This window comes from Photobacterium sp. DNB23_23_1, assembly GCF_052873815.1.
Genome location: NZ_JBNNXT010000015.1, coordinates 73,864 through 95,360 on the forward strand (window position 1 = coordinate 73,864; position 21,497 = coordinate 95,360).

Here is a 21,497-nt window from a genome sequence, read left to right on the forward strand (position 1 = left end):
GGTTTGCATCATTTGGAATGAGGTTAAACTTGGATTTCTCAATAGAATGTTGATGAATTTTGCCTATTTCGCAAACGCGATTTAATCTTTTGTAACGGTCGCCTACTTTACAGCAGGGCCATTTCACGGAACAATGCAGATGTTTACGTTTGAATAACTTTGTAAAATATTATGACGGAAAAGAAAGCTAGTCCTTTTAATGATTTGATTTTTAACGTTATCGTGCCTTCAGTCGTTTTGATGAAGCTAAGTGGTGACGAGTACCTTGGCTCTGTGGGCGCACTTGTTGTCGCCTTGGCTTTTCCTGTTGTACTGGGTAGTTATGAGCTGATTAAATACAAAAAGTTTAATTTTATCTCGCTGTTGGGTTTTATCAGTGTATTGCTTACCGGTGGTATCGGGTTGCTTCAACTCGACCCTAAATGGTTAGCGGTTAAAGAAGCTTTGATCCCAGGCCTCATAGGCGTCGGTGTTTTTGCTTCTACATTCACGAAGTACCCGGTTGTGAGCAAGATGCTTTTCAACGAAACGGTATTGAATCTTCCGCTGATCAACGAGAAGCTTAATGAATTTGGTCGTAAGAGTGACTTCGAACGTCGTTTGCTCACGTCAAACTACTTGTTTGCCGGCACCTTCGCTTTTTCATCTGCGATGAATTACGTACTGGCTAAAATGATTGTTACTAGCCCTTCAGGCACCCAAGCCTTTAATGAAGAGCTGGGCCGTCTAACTCTGGTGAGCTATCCTGCTATCGCGATTCCATCAATGCTGATGATGATGGGTATATTCTTCTATATGTGGCGCCAAATCCGCCAGATGACTCAGTTAGAAACTGCAGACATCCTTAAAACGGAACAATAACAGTTCATATTGTGATTAAAGCCAGCAGAATGCTGGCTTTTTTTATATCAAGAAAAGCCGGCAGTTGGTGGAAGTGCCATTGACGTGTATAGTTCAGTCAAAATGCTTTCTGGTGAAAGCGAATTGAATTGAATGATGCTGTTTTTAGCAGCGTAGAAATAATGAGGTACTCCATGGCAAACACAGCACATGCGCTTCACATTCTGGTGAAACACAAGGAACTCGCAGAAGATATTCTTCAGCAGCTGAAAAAAGGCACAAAATTCCAAACGCTGGCAAAGAAACACTCAACGTGTCCATCAGGCAAAAAGGGCGGTGATCTGGGTGAGTTTCGTAAAGGCCAGATGGTACCGCAGTTTGATAAGGCGGTATTTTCGGATAAAGCGATCAGTACCAGCGAAGCACTTAAATTGAAAAATCCGGAATTGCGTGGTGTGATCCCTGAAGCGATAAAGACCAAGTTCGGCTGGCACATCATCAAGGTGCTATACACGGTCTAGCCAAAATACTTCACGTCAGGAGGCTCCCTCTCCTGACGTACCTGATGGCTATTTACGTTACACAGCGGGCATTGTGGTATTCGATAAGAAGTATTAATTTATGTGCTTATTCGGAAAATCAATGACTGAATTTTCCTTTTTGCGTGTGTCAGACCAATTCAAAATTGCCGCATAATAGTAACGGACAAGTGTGATCCACAGAGCGGTTACGATGCAGCCGGTGAAGATCAAGGCTCCAGCAAGTTGAGTTTGGGCTGAGAGCAGTAATAGAAGCGAAATGGCCACACCTACAGCAATGAGACCGAGTAATGGCTTGAAAGTTAAGTTGAAGAAGACTCTCAAGTTATAGAAAAAATGATAAACAGCCTGTTTTAGTATCATCAGTTAGCCTCTCATTCTTGGAATGCCTAGATGTATCTTTAACATGTTATTTACATTTCGGTTTGCTCGCAACCTTTTATCTGGGAATTGTGGTTATCCACGACCATTTTGTTGATCTCAAAGGCAGTTTGTTTCGTTTTCAAACTTAATGGGCAGCATAGAACATTTACCTTTAATCAACCTATTAAATACATTGTCATCGCTCTTACTTATGCTTTTGCTTTTGATAAACCAATGAAACTCATAACCTTCAGATAACCAAAGTTGTAATTGATCTTGTCGGTAAAGTAAGTAACTGGTGTATTCGTCAACGTCGACGTTGAAATCATTCGTTTGGCTTCCATGGTCGCCGAGAGGCTTGATACCAAGTTGCTGTTTGTCATCGGGGCTTAGGACCGAAGAGAAATATTCTGGATAGTTTTTCATCGTAATTAAAAATGGCATTGGGCTTGAGTCGGCCATAATAGATCGTACTCCGCGAAGTGAAGCGGCGATAAACTCACTTTGATCCGCGTTTGGCTGATAGTTAATAGTTGTGAATAGCCACATCCCTTCGTCAACTAAATTGGCAAAATGGTGAGAAAGGCTTATCGTGAAATCACCATCTTCAAGAAAAATGTTGTAGGATTTAACCCCAGACTGAACAGAAGTGTTGTCTTTTAGCACATTCATCGCTGCCAAAGCGGGTACTTTTGGCAAGTAATTACCCAGTAGTTCCCATACCGTGCTTAATTGCGAATGTTTAAAGCTAATTGCGTGCGCCGTGTCGATATCACAGCCGGTAGGGGTTTTATCGCAAATGGCAATCGAGAAATTATCATCTAATTTATGGATAAACATCAGCTTATTGCTGAGGTTACCTGGTGTAATGAATATATCACTAGCCTGTAGTAGGTAGTCGAAATCATCTTGGTGCATGGACAGAAATACAAGGGTGTTGTTTTTCTCATCATTGACTAGCTTATATTTATATTCAACGGGGTCCTCACTGGTAAGAAACCCTATCAATACGGCAATGGCGGCCAGAATGAGGGATAGAACTAGGCCTATTTTAACTTTAGAGTGAGGCTTTTTATGCTTGGGCGTGTTAGTTAGGGCATGGTATTCATCAGATGTAAGACGACGCTGAATATTGATTTGATAGCCTAAGCGAGGGACAAGCTTAATGAACTGACCGACTTCTTCTTCTTTTAGTTTGATCCTAAGGGTGCGGATTGTTTGAAAAAGTGAGGTTTCTGCCACTTCTTTTCTCGCCCAGCCAACCGACAAAAGCTCTTCTTTGCTAACCATATTTGGTGATTGATCGATTAGCTGAGATAGGACTTCTTTTTCAGCTCGATTGAGAGAAACGTTACCTAAAATAGTGAATAGTGTTTTTTTTTGGCTGTCGAAGAAAAAGTTATCCGAAATCTGTGCTATGTGAGCCGAAGCTTTAACTTTCTTAGGCATGAATTGCGCTCAGTGTCATATGTTATCGTGTGTGAAGGCGAGAGACCGTTTAACTTTTAGTCATAAGTATCTATATAATTTGACAATTTTGCCATAAGTTGAGTATTACAACCATACCGATAGCATTATTTTACTCTCCAGTGAGGGTGAAATTATCCGAAATGAGAAAGTTATAATATTAAAAAAAAGAGGTTTGTATAGTTTTTGCGACGACTGATCAGTTCGTGCTTTTTGCCTTCAGTAGCTATCTACACTCATAACTATAAGCCACATCGTAGTGACTAGATAATTAAGTGGCATGAAAGTTTGGGGGCGTTATGATTCCGTCAGCTGTAAGGGCAAACTCCTGCCTGCCCATGATCTGTATCGTATTTTCTGTAACGGTTAGTGAAGCTAAAGGCTCTGATTTATTTGATGGGGCGTTTACCAAAAAGTTATCTGCAGAAGTTGATACTGCAATGGCAGAGATCAAAGGCATGGCAAGCCATGTCCGAGGTGATAAAGTTGATAAGAAATACCGGTCTTTAGATAGTCATGCAAAGTCGGTAGGAGTAAGGCACGCTAGCCGTTCTTCATATGGTTACGTTCCTTTGTATAGCAATGATCCTCTCTCAATGTATTCACCTCCGGGGCTACCAGAAAAAGCGTTATCTGACAGTAATGCGTTTGGTGATGGTTACCACTCCCAAGTCGCGGGGTATATTCGTGTTGATAATAACGCTCTAGTAGATAATGCGTCGCTTAATAAATCGGTAGAGCAGGAACACAGTGGCTATTCATTAACCCTGGGTGGAGATTACTTATTCCAAAACCAATATCTATTTGGTCTTACCTTGGGCTTGCCATTTTACAAGCCAATGTCGGAAGGCAGTGATACCGAGATCGACGGTTTGATGGCGTCGGGATACTTTACTTACTTTCAAGATGCTTGGTTTGTTGATTTCAATGCTAGCTATGCGGTAATGGATACTGACATAGAGCGTCGAGTCACTCTATATACCGATCCTGTCGTGGGTAACACCAGCGAAGCGGATTCTGATATTTGGGTTTTTTCGCTGGGTACGGGGTACATTTTTAACTACAACTATCTGAATATGGCGTTTGAAAGCAGTTTACAATATACCTTGTCAGATTCCGATCGCTATGAAGAAAGGTTGTCTTTGAGTAATTCGAGTTACCTTTTCTCGAAGATTGAGGATGTTGATGCGTTAGAGTCAACCATGCTGATCACCGGCATGAGTATATCGCATCCCTTTAGGACACCATTTGGCGTGTTTCAACCCTATGCGAAAGGGTATGTTCATTACGATATTGCCAGTGGTAAAGAGCGGATCATCTCGCAACTCAAGTCTAACTACTCTGGCAGTATATTACCTATCGTGATTGAGTCAGATGATGATGTGTACGGGCGTGTACATTTGGGTATTTCAGGTGCATTGGGCAAAGATTGGTATGGCTATGCGGAAGCAAGCCAGTTAATTTGGCATGACGACTTATCAGCTTATACCATTTCTGTCGGGTTAAGTATGGCGCTTGATTGAACGTTAGCCGTCACATTTTTGTAGATAGAAATAATACCTGCCCGGCAAATGCCGGGTTTTGTTTGTTATCTATATGTGAGAAATGGTGCCGTGTAAGAATTTGGTGGTAAGTATTATAGTTACATTTAGCTGAGGTGGTGATTAAAATGTCAGCGGATGCATATTGTTCCTTCTGTACAAACAGTGACACTTAGCTCAAAAGGTTATGAACTGTTGTTAATAAACTACATTTTAGTGCTTTTGATCACAGTATGCTGAGCACTATATTAAGTATTGTTCCCGTCATAATTAAAACTCAAATTTTATACTTCCCCCCATAAAATTATGAGTATAAAGGGAAAAATCTCGTGAACTTTAAACTATCAACGGTTGCAAAAGCCGTGATTCCACTGTGTTCTGCATTTGTTATTGCTGGCTGTAATAGCTCGTCGTCTACTGATGGTAAGTTTGATACAACCAATCCACCAGCGATTGATATCGAATTACCAGAAACAGATGGCCCAACAGCTTTCTTGCCACAAAGTGGATCGGTTGAAGAGCCAATTAAAGCAGGAGCAGGTGAAGCCGTAATTTATATGGTGGCGAAAAATGATAGTACGAAATCATTGTCATCTTACAGTAATTACAGTCTTCATCTATGGAACAATGATGCTTGTGATCGTGCAGCGCTAACGCCTGCTTGGGATGATAAATCGCTTAAGCCTGTCGGGGAAGATGAGCTGGGCCCTTACTGGAAGCTACCGCTTAAAGACGGCAGTACAGAATGTATCAACTTCATTATTCGCGACGATAACCTAAACAGTCAATTAGGCAGTGATGCAAAGCTTGATTTCAATGAAATCAAAGATAGAACGGCGTCTTATGTTGTGGGTAGCAGTCAGGCCTATGATGATCGTGGTGACGCTTACGTATTACTTTTTGGTGTGGCTAACGCAGAAGCACATTTAGTTGAAGGTCACACCCTTATTTGGAATGGGGCTGAATCGGCAGATGAAGTTCGCCTATATGTTCAGCTTGAGGGCGGTTTTGGTCCGAACAGCGAAAATAAATATGATGCTGAATATATTGTATTGGAACCGACAGTCCTTAGCGCTGATGTGAAAGCCAAATTCCCTCACCTTGCTAATAAACGAGCATATTCAATCGATAGTGCTATTGATATGCGCCCGGTGATGAAAGCAGAGTTGGCTGCAATCGCTGTTGATGAAAAGGGGTTGGTACTTAATGGTACCAAAGTGCAACCTGCTGGTGCTTTCGATCAGCTGTTTGCCAGTGCTGCAGCGAACATCGAGTTAGGGGCCGTAATTGAGGGCAATTCGACCCAGTTCAAGGTATGGGCACCATCGGCACAAAATGTTGTTACTGTCCTATTCGGTGATGATAAAGAAGAGCTTGGTCGCCTTCAGATGGATTACGATGAAACCTCTGGGGTGTGGTCACTGGAAACAGACAAAGCACCGAATGGCACTTACTTCCGCTATTTGGTTGATGTTTTCCATCCAGTTTCAGGTAACGTTGAAAGTTATCAGGTGACAGATCCGTACTCATTGAGTTTATCGATGAATTCTGAGTACAGTCAGGTGATTGATCTTGATGATCCAGACCTCAAGCCACAAGGTTGGGATGATCTTCAAAGACCGATCGATCAATCTAACCCGGCACAGTTTGTGATTTATGAATCACATGTACGTGATTTTTCTGCCCAAGATGAATCTACAACGGCTGATGCTCGCGGCAAGTTTATTGCATTCACGCAGCCAGATACTGTGCCTGTCAATCATTTAAAATCATTGAGTGAAAGTGGAGTTACGCACCTTCACCTGCTACCTATCTTTGATATTGCCACTATCAATGAAAACCCAAATGAAGCGGCGAATATTGAAGAACCGTTCACTAAGCTTTGTGAAGTGAATACTGCGGTGAAAGATTCTCAGTTTTCGAAGTACTGTTCATCGGGTATGACGATTGCTGAAGCACTAGAAGAAGTAAAACAAGACGATTCTAAAGAAAACCCTGTCGTGCAGGAATTGAATCGGTTTGTTTCAGATGCCGATGGCTTTAACTGGGGTTATGACCCATTCCATTACACGGTACCTGAAGGCTCTTACTCAACAAATCCTGATGGCCCGCAGCGAATCAAAGAATTGCGTGAAGCGGTTATGGCTATCAAAAATGATATTGGTATGAATGTGGTGATGGATGTGGTGTATAACCACACCAACTCAGCAGGTCCAGAGCAACGTACTTCAGTTTTGGATAAGCTTGTACCATGGTACTACCAACGCTTGAATCCAGTGACTGGTAACGTTGAAAACTCTACCTGTTGCTCGAACACGGCACCAGAGCGCGCTATGTTTGAGAAAATGATCAGTGATTCGCTGGTGGTGTGGTCGCGAGATTACAAGATTGATTCATTCCGATTCGATTTGATGGGTCACCACCCACTGGATCAAATGCAGCGCTCGTTGCTGGACGTTCAAAAAGTTGATCCGAATACCTACTTCTATGGTGAAGGCTGGAACTTCGGTGAAGTAGAAAATGATGCACTGTTTGTTCAGGCCACTCAGCCAAATCTTGGTGGTACAGGGATCGGTAGCTTCTCTGACCGCTTGCGTGATGCCGTACGTGGCGGTAGCCCATTTGATAGCAAAGAGGGGATCCGTAAAACACAAGGGTTTGGTAACGGTGCGTTTGTTCAGCCGAACGAGTATAAAGAGGTAACGAAAGAAACGGCTTTACATCTTGCTGATCTCACACGCTTAGGCATGGCCGGCAACCTGAAGGATTTTAAGTTTGTTGATTCAACGGGCACGGCAATACGTGGTGATGACTTGGATTACAACGGTCAGCCTGCAGGCTATGCGGTCAATCCTACGGAAATCCAAAATTACGTATCGAAGCACGACAACCAGACACTGTGGGATAACAACCAATATAAGGTCGGTTACGACGTAACAGTTGGTGAGCGAGTGAGAATGCAGGCGGTGTCCATTGCGACGGCGATGTTAGGTCAAGGTATGCCATTTACCCATATGGGCTCTGAACTGCTTCGATCTAAATCAATGCAGCGTGATTCTTACGACTCAGGTGACTGGTATAACTTGGTAGATTTCACCCTTAATGACAACAACTGGGATAAAGGTCTACCACGCAAGGATAAAGATGGTGACAACTACGCGTTGATTGAAGAGGTGATCTCTTCGGCGGGTGCTAATGCTAAACCAACCCAAGCGGATATGACCGCAATGGTTGAGTATTTCAAAGAGCTTGCTTTACTGCGTAAGTCTTACCCGTTGATCACACTAGGATCTGGTACCGAAGTGAACAAGCGTGTTGATTTCCATAATACCGGCAGTGCCCAAACGCCAGGTTTGATTGTGATGTCCATTGATAACGGTACGGCCTCTGGGACAGATCGTGACAGCAGCCTTGATGGGATGGTGATTGTTATCAACGCGACTAACGAATCACAAGAGGTGAATTGGACGACGGATCTCACGTTAAGCCCTTACCACACATCGGCGTTAGCATCACAGACAAGTGTTGCTGATGCTGAGAATGGTGTTGTGGCAACGGTGCCTGCATGGACACCAGCTGTATTTGAAATTCCTCGTAAAGAGGGTGTTCGAGGACAAGGTATTCCAGTATCTAAAAAATAACTAAAATTATTTACTGACTTAAAGCCCTCAAAAGTGAGGGCTTTTTTATTTTATATACGTTAAGAAAAGGGGGGAAGTGAAGATAAACACACTGTTCATCATTGGTTCATTTTTAATGCGATAAACTGCAAAGCATGAAAAGACGATAGATAAGAAGGTTAGCGATGAAAAATACACTTACCAGCATCTTTGCCCTAATACTGGGTTTTATCACGGTGACATTCGCTGCTGTCATTGGGCTATTCATTGGTTTAGGCGCACTAATTGCTCGCCCATTTATCAAAAAGAAAATCAATGCAGCCTATGAAGAGGCACTAAAACAGCAAGGTTATAGTCAAACTCACCAACAAGAACAGCATGGTTCAACGATTGATGGTGAATACGAAGACATTACCCAGTCAGCACCTCACGGCTCAAAACAGTCGTTAGCATGAAATAAAGACGAATAACTTAACGCCAGCTTTTAAGCTGGCGTTTTTTATTTGTAGGTAATAGTTTGGTCGGCAATGGTTAAGGGCGGTAATGATTTTTGACACAGGTGAGGAAGTCAGTTACGTCCTGCTCTTTAGCGTTGAATCGATACTTCTGCTTGTTACCGCGTAACTCAAAATGGCCCTTATCTTCTTTCACTAGCGTGGCAAACACGTCGAATGCTTGTTTGTCGCTGGTGCCTCCCAGCATGACAAAGCGCCCAACGGTATGCTTGTTACCATTATTTCGCCAGTTGGTGGTAAAGACTTCTACAGGGCTGCCGGAGCGGTAGTAGTGGATATTTTCAAACCCGGTTGGATGGTCAATGTCGGTTTTCAGATCAACATAACGATGACGCATGGCGTTATTGGTAATGATCGCGATTTGAAGATCAGTCACGAATGTATTTTGCTGGCTTTTAGTCAGATGATAGATGTCGAGTCGACACATATTTTCGTTGTTGAGTGTTCCGCTGGTGGGTTGGAGTTTGGCACTAGCATCGGTACACGCGAGATTTAAAGCAAACAAAAGTGGAAAAGTGAGGTGCTTCATACAACGGCCCTTGAAAACATCCTCTCAAAGCATAGTGATTCATGCTGTCTACCTGCTGTCTTAAATTAGCTACAAACATCAAAATCTCTCGTTTAGACGACTAGGGGTTATAGATCTTGGTTTTCACCATTCGTCGATATTGGCTCGGGCTCATATTGAAGTTCTGTTGAAACCGGGTTGAGAAATGATGGGCGTCTTTGTATCCCACCTGTTCTGCTACATCTTGGACTGACATACCAAAATCACGCAATAACTGCTGAGCGGCATCCATCCTTAAGCGCTGAAGGTGCTGGTGGGGTGTTTCGCCGACTTGATCTTTGAACTTTCGATTAAAGGATCGCAGTGGTACATCGCAATGATCCGCGACACTTTGCGCTGTTATTGGTTTCGCTAGGTTCCGTTTCATCCAGTCTTGGGCAAGTGCTATAGATTCATCAAACTGAAGTTGGCCACCAATTTGATAAAAAGGTTGTTGGGTCGATTTCGTTATTTCGTGGCCGAAATGCGTTTCTATGGTTTGGGCTGTTTTTTGTCCGAAATACTCGGTGATTAAGTACAAGATCATTTCTGATTGTGAGTTGATACTGGTCGTACAGTAGATCCCATCTGCTGCAGTGATAGACGCTTGGCGGTTTAAGATAACGTTTGGGTATCGGCTAGAAAAAGTATCGAAAAAATACCAATGGGTGGTGGCGACTTGACCATTGAGTAACCCCGTTTCAGCTAACCAAGCCACACCAGTCCCAGTGGCAACCAATTTGGCACCTTTTTGATACTGGCTCTTGAGCCATGGAATAATCTCAGGTGAGCGGTGAATCGATTGTTGAGGGTTCCCCCACATGGGAGGAAGGATCAAAATATCGAAGGCTTGCGGGTCATCGTAAGTGATATCCGGCTGAAGTTTAAGCCCTGCTGTTACCTTGGTCGGTGCTAGTTTAGGCGCGATCAGTTTGATAGAAAACGGCTCGTTCCGTTGTTGTGTACGTGGCCTGAGGCTGGCTGCCGAACTGAGCATCTCGGCGGCAAGGGATATCCCTGTGATTAATGCTCTTTCGTAAAGAAGGAAACCTATTTTCATGATTTATGGGTGTTTGTTCATAATTGAAAACTGTTGTATTGAGTAATTTGAAATCAACTTGGCCTTTATGTCGCATATATTGGCATAAATACCAGGTGAATGAACAGTGTAAATTGGTAATCTATGCTGACTAAAATTTTGAGAGCAGGTTTAGGATGTCTAAGTTACCACTAATTGTAGGCTTCGGTGGTATTAATGCCGCAGGTCGTAGTTCAGGTTTTCATAGCTATAAGCGCATGGTTGCAGATGTACTTAGTGACAGCGATATGGCATCGACTTGGCAAGACTTAGCACATCGTATGGGCATCTCTGGCGACACGGCTGCCGATCCTGAGGTGATTAAAGCGCTCAAAGAGGGAACATTAGTTCGACGCATTGAATCTTTCGATCCTGATAGCTTGCGTTATCAATATAAAGCCGCTTTGAATGGTGGGCAGGAAACTATTAGCTTTACGCTTCGTAAGTCAAAATTACCAACGCGTATTCCTGACAACTGGCGGGTGGAAGAGCAGGGCAGCAAAGTGACAATTACGGTCAGCGGTGAGCTAAATGCATTGCTGGAAGACCGAATCGCCTTCCCAGTGACTAGCGGCGGTAATATCCCTACTGGTTTTGATCCGGCAAAGCTATACAATTCTCGTTTTCACCCGCGAGGCCTGGCATTGACTGTTTATGGGGCATCTGATGCACTTAACTCGCTGGGCATGGATTGGGGTGAAGTTCTGAAGCATATCAAACCGGATCAGGTCTCAGTCTATGCCGGCAGTGCACTTGCACAAATTGATGATAACTCGTTGTCGGGTATGTTAGCGGCACCTTTAACTGGAGGTCGTGTTAGCTCGAAAATGATGGCACTTTCATTCGCTGAAATGCCTGCGGATTTTATTAATGGCTATGTCATTAATAGTGTCGGTACAACCGGTACCAGTATGGGGGCTTGTGCCACATTTTTGTACAACCTGCGCCAAGGCTTGTTGGATATTCAACAGGGAAAGTCTCGAGTGGCGATTGTCGGTAATGCTGAAGCGCCTGTGGTTGCTGAAATCATGGAAGGTTTCCGTGTCATGGGGGCTCTTGCTGAAGATGCTCAGCTTAAAGCACTAGATAACAGCGAGACGGTTGATAATCGTCGTGCTTGTCGCCCGTTTTCGTCCAACGTTGGTTTCACCATGGCAGAATCGGCACAGTTTGTTGTCTTGATGGATGATGAATTAGCCTTAGAATTGGGCGCGACCGTGTATGGTTCGGTTGCTGATGTGTTTATCAATGCAGATGCCAATAAAAAATCAATTTCTGCTCCTGGGGTAGGTAACTATGTGACTGTCGCCAAAGCAACGGCTTTGGCAAAAGCTATCTTAGGGGCTGAAGGTGTCAAACGAACATATGTTCAGGCACACGGTACCGGTACGCCGCAGAATCGAGTAACTGAGAGCCACATTCTTAATGAAGTGGCTAAAACTTTCAGTATTGATAACTGGCCGGTAACGGCAATTAAGTCATATGTTGGCCATTCAATGAGCGCCGCAGCGGCTGATCAGTTAATAGCCTCGTTGGGTGTATGGCAATATGGTTGGATCCCTGGGATCAAAACGATCGACCATATCGCTGATGATGTGCATCAGTCGAATTTGAACATTTTAACTGATCACTACTTCGCGGGGGATAATGGTAAAGACTATAAAGCGGTGATCCTTAATGCCAAAGGCTTTGGAGGCAATAATGCATCTGGTTTGGTTCTTTCACCACAGCAGACGATGGCAATGCTATCTAAGAAGTACAGTAAGGATGTGATATCGGCTTATAGGAATAAAAATCAGTCTGTCTCTGAGCAAGCTGTTGCCAATGACAAGGCAGCTTGCTTGGGTGAGGAGATTATTCGATATCATTTTGGTGAAAATGTTATGGATGAAACCTCGATTGAGATGACGCCAGAGTCGATCAAGCTGTCCGAGTTTACATCGTCTATACCTTTAGCGACCGATAATCCTTATGCCGATTACAGTTAAGCTTTACTTCACCTCGACGAGGGAGAGTTAACGGATATAAACCGCAGTTAATACACTGCGGTTTTTTTATGGTAACGTTATACCAACCAATACGTAAGCATCTGTGTAATAGCGTATTTACATCTTTGAAGAGTATGGAGTCAGAAACTTGGCAAACGTTATGTTGGTTGCAAATCTAAACTGTGATCGGGTTTTACAGTTAAAAGAGTCATTACAAGCGGGTGGCAGGCATCATTATCAAGATCTTGGCCGGCGTTTAGGTGGTGGCGGAGCCAATACCGGATTAGCCTTGGTTTACGCAGGGCACCAAGTCACTCTGGTAAGCCAAGTAGGTCGTGATGAAACCGCTGACTGGCTACTGGCCGAAGCCAGTTTAAAGGGGCTGAATTGCTCGTTGTTACAGCGTAATGACATTACGACCCCAGAGTTGATGCTATTAATGACACCAGACGGTGAACGCACCATTATTCGCCCAGAGCGTCCAGCTTTCTCACTTGGGTCTGCTCCTGATTTTACTCGTTGGGATGGTATTTATATCAACTCCAGTGCTCAAGGGGTCGAGCAATGGTCGACAGCTGCCCTTGAGCAAAATGACGCGATTTTAGTTGTTGCCCAACTACCCAAAAGCCATAGCCAACGGCCATGCCAAGTACTTATCACATCTCAATCCGATTTAGACGCACACATTGCATCGTCAGAAAGAGCTACAGGGATCAATGATATTCCGCCTTTCCAGTATGCAAAATCTATTGCTGGTGTATCTTTGGAATACTTTATCGTCACGGATGGGGAGAATGGGGCTACAGCCTATAGTGATTCAGAGCAAGAGTCTGTGCCGGCAGTCGCTGCTGATGTCGTTGATACAACAGGTGCTGGGGATGCATTTGCCGCTGGTGTGATCAGTGGATTACTCGCAAAGCTGTCGATTTCCGAGTCAATGACTGTTGGAGCAAAGTGGGCAGCTATCGCTGTAGCAACGGCCAGCTCGGTTCCCGGCGATGAATTTCAGGCATTCCTTGCTCAGTAATACCAATCTGGATAAGTGGTTGATCAAATATTTATGTAGGTTGGTATAATAGCGATAAAAATTGATGGTCTTGATCGATAAAAAAAGACCGAACAAAAAAGGGTTAGCTGATCGCTAACCCTTTTGTTATTCGAGCCTAATAAAGCCGAATTATTTTTTCAGTTTTGTCACTTTAGATTTGTTCAATACCGCACGGCGCAAACGAGCGCGACGCTCTGCATCTGACTGATCAGCCGCTGGGTTATTAGTACGGCCTTGGCGGTCACGGTATGCCGCTTTATTGTGGATTTTGTTCAATAGCGCATCACGGCTCTTTGGCTCGTAACCTGTAAGCTGGACACGGTGAATACGTTGCTTAATCAGGTTTTCTACCTGCTGAAGTGTCAATTCCTCATCGCGGCTAACGAAAGAAACAGCATGACCTTGAAGACCTGCACGGCCAGTACGGCCAATACGGTGAACATAGTCTTCAGCAAGGAAAGGCATATCGAAGTTCACGACGTGCGGTAGGCCTTGGATATCCAGGCCTCGTGCAGCGACTTCGGTCGCAACCATTACACGCGCTTTGCCTTCTTTAAACTCATCAAGGGCACGACGACGAGCGCTTTGTGCTTTGTCACCATGGCATAGTACGGCTTTGATACCATCGAGTTTAAGCTCTTTTACGAGTTCGTTAGCGGTTTCTTTGTAGTTAACGAATACCAGCACTTGCTTCCAGTTCTTCTTGCCAATCAGTTCTGATAGCAATTCACGCTTACGTTCTTGGTCGACTGGATATACCACGTGAGCAACAGTATCGGCTGTTGCATTTTCTGGGCTAACAGAAATACGTTTTGGTTTGCGTGTGATCTCGCCTGCCAGTTTGTTCATCTGAGCAGAGAAAGTCGCAGAGAACAGCATGGTTTGTGGCTGGTTGCGGATATCGCCCATGATACGGCGGATATCAGTGATGAAGCCCATATCCAACATACGGTCAGCTTCATCGAATACTAAGAATTCAAGGTTTGCTAGCGTCACATTGTTAAGCTCCATGTGTTCTAGCAAACGGCCTGGGGTTGCAACCAGAATATCGACACCGGGTTCAAGCTTCTTCTCTTGAGAAGACATCTTGGTACCGCCATATACAGCAGCAACCGAGATATCGGTGTATTTGGTGTAGTCTTCGATGTTTTTAGCGATCTGAGCAACTAGCTCACGAGTCGGTGCCAAAATCAGTGCACGCGCATTGAAGCGGCTGCGAGATTTAGGTTTATCCAAGATCTGCTGAATAATTGGTAGAGAAAAAGCGGCTGTTTTACCGGTACCTGTTTGGGCATTGGCAAGAATATCGGATCCGCGACGAGCGTGTGGGATCGCTTGTTGCTGGATTGGGGTTAATTTCTCATAGCCGCACTCGGTAAGTGCGCGGACAATATCCTGAGAAAAGTTTTGTGATGCAAATGACATTCTTCTTTCCTAAAGCAGACGGCTGAGCCTGACAAAAATATGGTCGCTGATTATAGAGCAATAATAGTCAGAAGTGGGGACTAATTTGGAATTAATGGTGCTAAATTGGGCATTTGGTGTCAGTTAAGCTGACTTGACGCGAAGGTATAAAGGGCTGCTGGACAACTTTGCAGCCCCAATAGCAAAACGATCACGATGTGATGGCGGGGGCTTGTTACTCGTTTTTACTGGTTGTTGTTAGTTAGGTACACCGGGAATTCAGTAGGTAACTGAGTATTATTGGTAAATATTTTATCAAACTGCTTCATCGGGGCAACTTTCATGGCAGCAAATTGCCCCCATTTACTGGCATCGGCAACTAACCACTGTTGGCGGCTGTTCCTGATAATAGCTTTAGAGATATCAGCCTCGATATTTTCATGTTCCATCACATGGTGACTATCGGTGACACCAGCACAACCACAGATACCGATATCAGCCTCGAAGCTATTAAAAAAATCGACTGCACTGCTACCCATGATATCTTGGTGCTCGCGCCGGAATTGGCCGCCAGCAAGATAGATTTCAATACTTTCGTTGGCTTCGAGAATTTGAGTAACCTGCAAATTATTGGTAATAACCCGTAGTGATGCCTTCGAGAGTAGATGTTGGGCGAGATGGGCGAGTGTCGTTCCAATACCTATCATCACGGTTGCCCCATCCGGTATACAAGCGGCAATATTGGCCGTTAGATCGCCTTTAGTTTTTGATTCTACTTCAGAGCGGTAGCGGTAACTGGTATTGGTCATTGTCGCAGGCAAGCTAACACCACCATGGACTCGGCGTGCTAATCCTTGTTCGCAAAGATGATTAACATCCCGGCGGATAGTTTGCGTGGTGACAGCAAACTTGTCGGCAAGGTGGTCAATTAGTACTTCACTCTCAGCCCTGATGGTGGCGAGGATCTGTTGCTGGCGGTGGTTTAGTTCCATTGTCTTTCCTAAACTTTACGTCCTGATGCGATTTAAAACTTATCCGGAGCATCGGTGATGATGCTATCAACGCCCATATCAAAGAAAGATTGTGCCTTCTTTTCATTGTTTAGGGTCCAGATTTTTAACACATATCCTGCATCTTTAATGTCTTTAGCAATGGTCGGCGTCAAAATATGGTGATCGATATGCACGCTGTACGGCTGACTAGCGGCGATAGACGTTAAGCTATAGCCATTCCATACCTCACAGATAAACCCACGACGAACTTCCGGCATTTTTTGCTGGCAAAGTTCTAAAGCACGTTTTTGGAAGCTGGAAAAAAGCAGCTTATCAATGGGGAATTTTGTTTTCTTCACCAAATCAATGACGGCATTAACCAGTGGCTCGATTTGTTCAGCATGGTGGATTTTAAGTTCAAGGTTGAGCGTTAAATCCAGTGCCAGACAAGTGTCAAATGCCTCGGCAAGGGTAGGGATGTGTTCACCTGTAAAGTCTGGGTTAAACCAACTACCGGCATCAAGCGTTTTTAGCTCAGCAAGGTTCAAGTCAGCAATTTTTCCCTTGCCATTGGTGCAGCGGTTGACCGTTTCATCATGAATCACAACAGGAATGCCATCAGCACTTAACTGGGTGTCGATTTCAACCCAGCTTACACCGGCTTCAGCGGCTTTTTTAATACTAACAAGGGTATTTTCTGGGGCAAGGGCGGCTGCGCCGCGGTGACCAGTGATCATAATATTCCTACGATAACTTTGAATGTTCATTTGAAAATTCACATAACAGTATGTGGCTTATGTTACCGCATTATGACACTGATAGTGAGTCGTTATCTTTACTAGTAATTTAATAATACATCTAAATTATAGGATTATAGTTAATGATGAAACTTTTCATATGAATGCCAAAATAGCGATAATTGATGTTCATATGAATGTAATATTTTCATTTCATACTCCCTGCCGTAAATCGTTTTTCATCCGAATAATACATATTGAAGGCTAAAGGATATGAAAAAGCTACTAGGAACTGTTTTGACTGCCACGGCATTATTGGTTGGTTGTGGTGAAGCTGATAATCAAACTGCAGATACAGCGGCTCCGATTGATCTAAACATGAGCTTAGTGTTCACACAGAACGAGTTGCTAACGCAAGAGTTGATCAAAGCGACAGATGTGATCCGTGATCGTACCGATGGTTCGGTGAATATTAAAGTTTTCCCTGGTGGTCAGCTTCCTGTTTACAAAGATAACCTTGAGCAGGTTGTTAATGGTGCTAACTGGATTGCCGTTGAAGATCTTAGCTACCTAGGTGATTACGTTCCTGATTTTGCAGCACTGGCTGGCCCTATGCTGTACAACACTTACGATGAATACCTTGCGATGATGAAAACTGACTATGTCGGTGGCTTGGAAGCACAAGCTGAAGCAAAAGGTATTAAGGTACTGAATGCTGATTACATGTTCGGCTTCCGTCATATGATCAGTAACAAAGAGATTGTTAACTCTGAAGATATGAAAGGTATGCGTATTCGTGTACCGCAAAGCCAGTTGTTCATTAGTACGCTTCAAGCTATGGGTGCTGCGCCTGCAGCGCTGCCATTCCCGGAAACTTATGCCGGTGTTCAGCAGGGCGTGGTTGATGGTCTTGAAGGCTCAATCCTAACTATGTACTCCACTAAGGTTTATGAAGTCGCTAAAAACATGTCTCTGACTAAGCACTTCTTGGGTACCGTGGGCATTTATATCTCGCCATCAGTTTGGGACAAGTTCACACCAGAGCAGCAGCAAATCATCATGGAAGAGTTGGAGGCGGGGGCTGAATCTAACACTGCCGAGCTTATCAAGTTGGATCAAGAGTACACCGAAAAACTTGAAGAGTTGGGTGTGACGTTCAATGAAGTGGATTCAGAAGAGTTCAACAAGCTAACGGCTGATGTATACAACCAGTTCCCGACATGGAGTGAAGGTGTTCATGCAACCATCATGAACGAACTGGCGACTATCCGAGCAAATCAAGACTAAGTAGTAGCGCTAAAAAGAATCGCCGGTGAAGTAGGGAGCACCGGTGATTCCTTATTTGCTTTGGAGAAAAATGTGTTTTTGATACGTAACTTAGAAGAAATCCTCGCCTCAATTGCAATTAGCATCACTGTACTTGTTGTTATCGTGAATGTGGTATTGCGTTATGGCTTCGGCTTTGTGGTGCCATGGAGCGAAGAGTTATCGGTAGTGTGCTTTATTTGGGCAGTGTATTTGGGTATTAGCTCTTGCTATAAACACAAGCTCCACATGGGGGTGGATGTTGTTGTCGCCCTGTTGCCACATCAGGCAAAACGTCCTTTTCAGCTAGTGGTACATGTGTTTTTACTCGCTCTTAATATTCTGATGGCAGTGCTGAGCTACCAGTACACAATGCTGTCAAATAAAGTTACTCCGGTGATGGGAATGTCTTATTTCACTATTAATGGTGTGCTGTTTATCAGCTTTGCTCTGATGGCACTGCACACGGTGAAATTCATTATCGCAGATATAAACACGCTTAAACGTGGTAAGTAATAGGTCATTTTGTGGAAAGCTATCTACCTATCGGTATTCTCTTTGTTCTATTTTTATTGAACATCCCCATTGCCTTCTCGTTGATTGCATCAGCGATGGTGTATTTTTTATTCCTTAATAATTCTATTCCCGTTACCTTAGTCATGCAGCGCTTCATCAGTTCCGCTGAATCATTTCCGCTATTGGCGATCCCCTTCTTTATTATGGTGGGTTCGGTGATGAATTACGCCGGGATCAGCCGGAGCTTGCTATCTTTTGCAGATGCGATGATAGGGCATAAAACCGGTGGTTTGGCGCAAGTCAACGTCGCATTGAGTACCTTAATGGGGGGGATATCTGGCTCAGCCAATGCTGACGCGGCGATGCAATCGAAAATTCTGGCGCCAGAGATGACCAAGCGTGGTTATGATTTGCCATTTACAGCAGCGGTCACCGCAGCTTCTTCCAGTATCAGTCCGGTTATCCCGCCAGGTATAAACCTGATTATTTTTGCTTTGTTGGCAAATGTATCAGTACACCAGATGTTTATTGCGGGTTATGTCCCTGCGTTCTTGATGGCTGTCTCCTTGATGGTGACGATTGCCTTTATCGCCAGAAAGCGAAACTATAAGCCATCACGCAGTGAGGCAGCACCAGCCAAGGAGCGTTGGCAGTACTTTTTTAAAGCGATCCCTGCGCTGTTGATCCCATTTGGCATCATCCTAGGTATGCGCTTTGGTCTCTTTACTCCAACGGAGGCCGGTGCCATTGCCGTATTGTTATGCTCTATTATCGGTATCTTCGTATATCGTCAGCTAGAATTTCGTCACTTCCCAATGATATTGCGCGAGACGGTACAAGGCACCAGTAGCGTGATGTTTATCATCATCGGTGCAATGGTCTTCGGCTATTACATGACGCTGGAGCAAATTCCACACAATGTTGCATCAGGCCTGATTGAGTTAACGGATAATAAATATGTCTTGTTGCTTCTAATCAATGTATTGCTACTTGTTGTCGGTATGTTCATCGAAGGTGGTGCAGCAATGATCATCCTGACGCCTTTGCTACTTCCAGCGGTGTTGAACTTGGGGGTTAACCCTGTACATTTCGGTATCATAATTATCGTTAACATCATGATTGGTGGGGTAACGCCGCCATTTGGTTCCATGATGTTTACGGTGTGTTCCATCTTAAAAGTGAAGATGGTGGACTTTGTCAGGGAAGTGCTGCCACTGCTATTGGCGTTGTTCACTGTGTTAATGCTGCTGACATTTTCAGAAAGTTTGGTGATGTTCTTGCCGAATATGTTGTAAAAAGAAAGTCTTGAGGTTTATATGAATTCGGATGTGATGAGCTTATCACCAGAGTGGAGCAAGATTGAGTGGGTTTTGACAGATGTCGACGATACCCTGACCTGGCAAGGGCAACTGCCGCCAGAGACATTAATTGCTTTGCAGCAATTGCGTGATGCCGGCAAGAAGGTCGTTGCTGTGACGGGGGCATGCGCGGGTTGGGGCGATCATATTGCACAACTATGGCCGGTAGATGCCGTATTGGCTGAAAACGGTGCGGTAATCATGGAAAAGAAAGACGGTTACCTGACGTTACGCTCAGAAGCGCCAATCAATGAAATCAGAAGTGCTCAGCAGCGCCTTAAAGCTGAGGTTGAAGCTATTCTTGTTGATTACTCTGACTTGAAACTGACCTTGGATCAGGCTTACCGTGTTTGTGAGGTAGCAATTGATATAGGCCAAAATTGCCCTAAGGCAGATAGCCAGATAGTCAGTGAAATTGTGGGCCGTATTCATGCCCTAGGCGCTAATGCAACAGCAAGCTCGATTCATATCAATGCGTGGTATGGGGAGCACTCAAAAAAAGCAACCGCGACAGCATTTCTTAAAGAAAAGGGCCTGACTGAGCAGCAGATAAAACAAACTGCGTGCTATGTGGGGGACTCAATGAACGATCAATATATGTTTGAGTTATTGCCAATGAGTGTTGGGGTCGCGAATATCAAGCATTATTGGGATCAATTACAGTTCAAACCCCAGGTCGTTATGTCTAAACCTGGCGGGTTTGGGTTCGCAGAATTTACTGGCCAACTGCTGGCACTTAAGTAAACGCATATAAGCAGGCCGAAAGGCCTGTTTTTCTTCAACTATATTAACTTTATTGGTGTTTCACCAATAGTAATAAACCCCTTCCGCTTACAAATTGGGCAGTAGAACTTATATTTGCTTTTGTGAGTGATATGACGCTCGATAAAACTTCGCTTCACTCTTCGGCTATGTTGATTTGTTCCGCAGTGTATACACATATCCTTATGTTTACCTCTTGATGACTGTTTATTGCCTCGGTGTTCAATTTATTGTCGTTTGATGTCGCTATGAGAGCAAAAACAAGCTAGTGGTGCAATGCAAGGTGTATCATACTTGTGACAGGTTGAGTAAGTTATCAATATCAGGTGCAGCGAACTTCTCATCAATCACGACAAATCAACGACATTTTTTTATGAGAACCTTCGACCAAAGTGTGACGGTTGTTATATAATTGTCGGTCAAGCAATTTATCTCGGCATCAGGTTACGGGATATTGTGAAGTAAAATAAGGTAACTACATGAATTTAAATCAAGAGCTTCAGAGTCTAAATAACCGTTTAGATAAACTTCGCCGTAAGTTGGCTGGAGCAGAAGAGCGTGGTGATCAGGCGATTGCAGGTCAGGCTACACAAGAAATCGAGACCATTACCAAAAAGATTAATAAAGTTAAGGGCCGCTCTAAGCACGAACTTAACAAAAAAGGCTCGGATGTGAAGTCACTGGCTTTCAATCGTCCACTAACAAAAGCTGAGCAGGCCGATATGGGCAAACTGAAAAAATCAGTTAAGGGTTTAGTTGTTGTTCACCCAATGACAGCACTTGGCCGTGAAATGGGCATTAGCGTTGTTACTGGTTTTGCGCCAAAAGCTTTTTAAATAAAAGCTTATTTTGAACAATCAGTCGTGCCCAACGGCTG

Annotated in this window: 18 protein-coding genes; 12 read left to right on the plus strand and 6 right to left on the minus strand. The window is 44.0% G+C overall.

Annotation, left to right across the window (positions count from 1 at the left end; all coding sequences use genetic code 11):
* Positions 1 to 171: 171 nt before the first annotated feature.
* Positions 172 to 861 carry a VC0807 family protein gene (locus tag ACVA53_RS11725; protein ID WP_255040474.1) on the plus strand — a complete coding sequence of 230 codons (690 nt, stop codon included), beginning with the start codon at positions 172 to 174 and terminating at the stop codon, positions 859 to 861.
* Between the two features lie 173 nt (positions 862 to 1,034).
* On the plus strand, positions 1,035 to 1,361 hold the full coding sequence (locus tag ACVA53_RS11730; RefSeq protein ID WP_446505200.1) for a peptidylprolyl isomerase: 327 nt from the start codon (positions 1,035 to 1,037) through the stop codon (positions 1,359 to 1,361).
* A 498-nt stretch (positions 1,362 to 1,859) separates the two neighbouring features.
* On the opposite strand, the gene ACVA53_RS11735 is transcribed toward ACVA53_RS11730, so the two are convergent.
* Positions 1,860 to 3,191, minus strand: coding sequence for a winged helix-turn-helix domain-containing protein (locus tag ACVA53_RS11735; protein ID WP_446505201.1), 1,332 nt, complete (start codon positions 3,189 to 3,191; stop codon positions 1,860 to 1,862).
* Between the two features lie 317 nt (positions 3,192 to 3,508).
* On the opposite strand from ACVA53_RS11735, the gene ACVA53_RS11740 reads away from it, so the two are divergent.
* The 3 genes from ACVA53_RS11740 to ACVA53_RS11750 all read left to right on the plus strand — a co-directional run bounded on the left by ACVA53_RS11740 (position 3,509) and on the right by ACVA53_RS11750 (position 8,825).
* A complete protein-coding gene (locus ACVA53_RS11740) occupies positions 3,509 to 4,732 on the plus strand; it encodes an autotransporter outer membrane beta-barrel domain-containing protein (RefSeq protein ID WP_255040477.1) in 1,224 nt (407 codons plus the stop codon).
* 347 nt (positions 4,733 to 5,079) lie between these two features.
* Complete coding sequence (gene pulA, locus ACVA53_RS11745) at positions 5,080 to 8,391, plus strand: pullulanase-type alpha-1,6-glucosidase (protein WP_446505202.1); 3,312 nt, start codon at positions 5,080 to 5,082, stop codon at positions 8,389 to 8,391.
* A gap of 164 nt (positions 8,392 to 8,555) precedes the next feature.
* Positions 8,556 to 8,825 (plus strand): hypothetical protein, encoded by a 270-nt coding sequence (locus ACVA53_RS11750; RefSeq protein WP_255040480.1) that lies wholly within the window; start codon positions 8,556 to 8,558, stop codon positions 8,823 to 8,825.
* Between the two features lie 76 nt (positions 8,826 to 8,901).
* On the opposite strand, the gene ACVA53_RS11755 is transcribed toward ACVA53_RS11750, so the two are convergent.
* Both ACVA53_RS11755 and ACVA53_RS11760 read right to left on the minus strand, forming a co-directional pair.
* Positions 8,902 to 9,414 carry a hypothetical protein gene (locus ACVA53_RS11755; RefSeq protein ID WP_255040481.1) on the minus strand — a complete coding sequence of 171 codons (513 nt, stop codon included), beginning with the start codon at positions 9,412 to 9,414 and terminating at the stop codon, positions 8,902 to 8,904.
* Positions 9,415 to 9,514: 100 nt separating this feature from the next.
* Positions 9,515 to 10,492, minus strand: a complete 978-nt coding sequence (locus ACVA53_RS11760; protein ID WP_255040482.1) for a GlxA family transcriptional regulator — start codon at positions 10,490 to 10,492, stop codon at positions 9,515 to 9,517.
* A gap of 155 nt (positions 10,493 to 10,647) precedes the next feature.
* On the opposite strand from ACVA53_RS11760, the gene ACVA53_RS11765 reads away from it, so the two are divergent.
* Positions 10,648 to 12,498, plus strand: a complete 1,851-nt coding sequence (locus ACVA53_RS11765; protein WP_255040483.1) for a beta-ketoacyl synthase — start codon at positions 10,648 to 10,650, stop codon at positions 12,496 to 12,498.
* Positions 12,499 to 12,646: 148 nt separating this feature from the next.
* Positions 12,647 to 13,525, plus strand: coding sequence for a PfkB family carbohydrate kinase (locus tag ACVA53_RS11770; protein ID WP_446505203.1), 879 nt, complete (start codon positions 12,647 to 12,649; stop codon positions 13,523 to 13,525).
* 150 nt (positions 13,526 to 13,675) lie between these two features.
* Here the strand turns inward: ACVA53_RS11770 and ACVA53_RS11775 are convergent, their stop codons facing one another.
* The 3 genes from ACVA53_RS11775 to ACVA53_RS11785 all read right to left on the minus strand — a co-directional run bounded on the left by ACVA53_RS11775 (position 13,676) and on the right by ACVA53_RS11785 (position 16,679).
* Positions 13,676 to 14,971, minus strand: a complete 1,296-nt coding sequence (locus ACVA53_RS11775; RefSeq protein WP_255040485.1) for a DEAD/DEAH box helicase — start codon at positions 14,969 to 14,971, stop codon at positions 13,676 to 13,678.
* A gap of 224 nt (positions 14,972 to 15,195) precedes the next feature.
* Positions 15,196 to 15,942 carry a DeoR/GlpR family DNA-binding transcription regulator gene (locus ACVA53_RS11780; protein ID WP_446505204.1) on the minus strand — a complete coding sequence of 249 codons (747 nt, stop codon included), beginning with the start codon at positions 15,940 to 15,942 and terminating at the stop codon, positions 15,196 to 15,198.
* Positions 15,943 to 15,974: 32 nt separating this feature from the next.
* A complete protein-coding gene (locus ACVA53_RS11785) occupies positions 15,975 to 16,679 on the minus strand; it encodes a glycerophosphodiester phosphodiesterase family protein (protein WP_446505205.1) in 705 nt (234 codons plus the stop codon).
* Between the two features lie 273 nt (positions 16,680 to 16,952).
* Between ACVA53_RS11785 and ACVA53_RS11790 the strand changes: the two genes are divergently transcribed.
* The 5 genes from ACVA53_RS11790 (at position 16,953) to ACVA53_RS11810 (ending at position 21,456) form a co-directional block, all read left to right on the plus strand.
* The gene (locus ACVA53_RS11790; RefSeq protein WP_255040488.1) at positions 16,953 to 17,966 is read left to right on the plus strand and encodes a C4-dicarboxylate TRAP transporter substrate-binding protein; all 1,014 of its coding nucleotides are present in this window, start codon (positions 16,953 to 16,955) and stop codon (positions 17,964 to 17,966) included.
* Positions 17,967 to 18,038: 72 nt separating this feature from the next.
* Positions 18,039 to 18,500: a TRAP transporter small permease gene (locus ACVA53_RS11795; RefSeq protein WP_446505206.1), complete on the plus strand. Its 462-nt coding sequence runs from the start codon at positions 18,039 to 18,041 to the stop codon at positions 18,498 to 18,500.
* Positions 18,501 to 18,511: 11 nt separating this feature from the next.
* Positions 18,512 to 19,795 (plus strand): TRAP transporter large permease, encoded by a 1,284-nt coding sequence (locus tag ACVA53_RS11800; RefSeq protein WP_446505207.1) that lies wholly within the window; start codon positions 18,512 to 18,514, stop codon positions 19,793 to 19,795.
* Between the two features lie 21 nt (positions 19,796 to 19,816).
* Positions 19,817 to 20,602, plus strand: a complete 786-nt coding sequence (locus tag ACVA53_RS11805; RefSeq protein WP_255040491.1) for an HAD-IIB family hydrolase — start codon at positions 19,817 to 19,819, stop codon at positions 20,600 to 20,602.
* Between the two features lie 497 nt (positions 20,603 to 21,099).
* Entirely contained in the window at positions 21,100 to 21,456 is a 357-nt protein-coding gene (locus ACVA53_RS11810; RefSeq protein ID WP_255040493.1) for a YibL family ribosome-associated protein, read from the plus strand.
* Positions 21,457 to 21,497 lie beyond the last annotated feature (41 nt).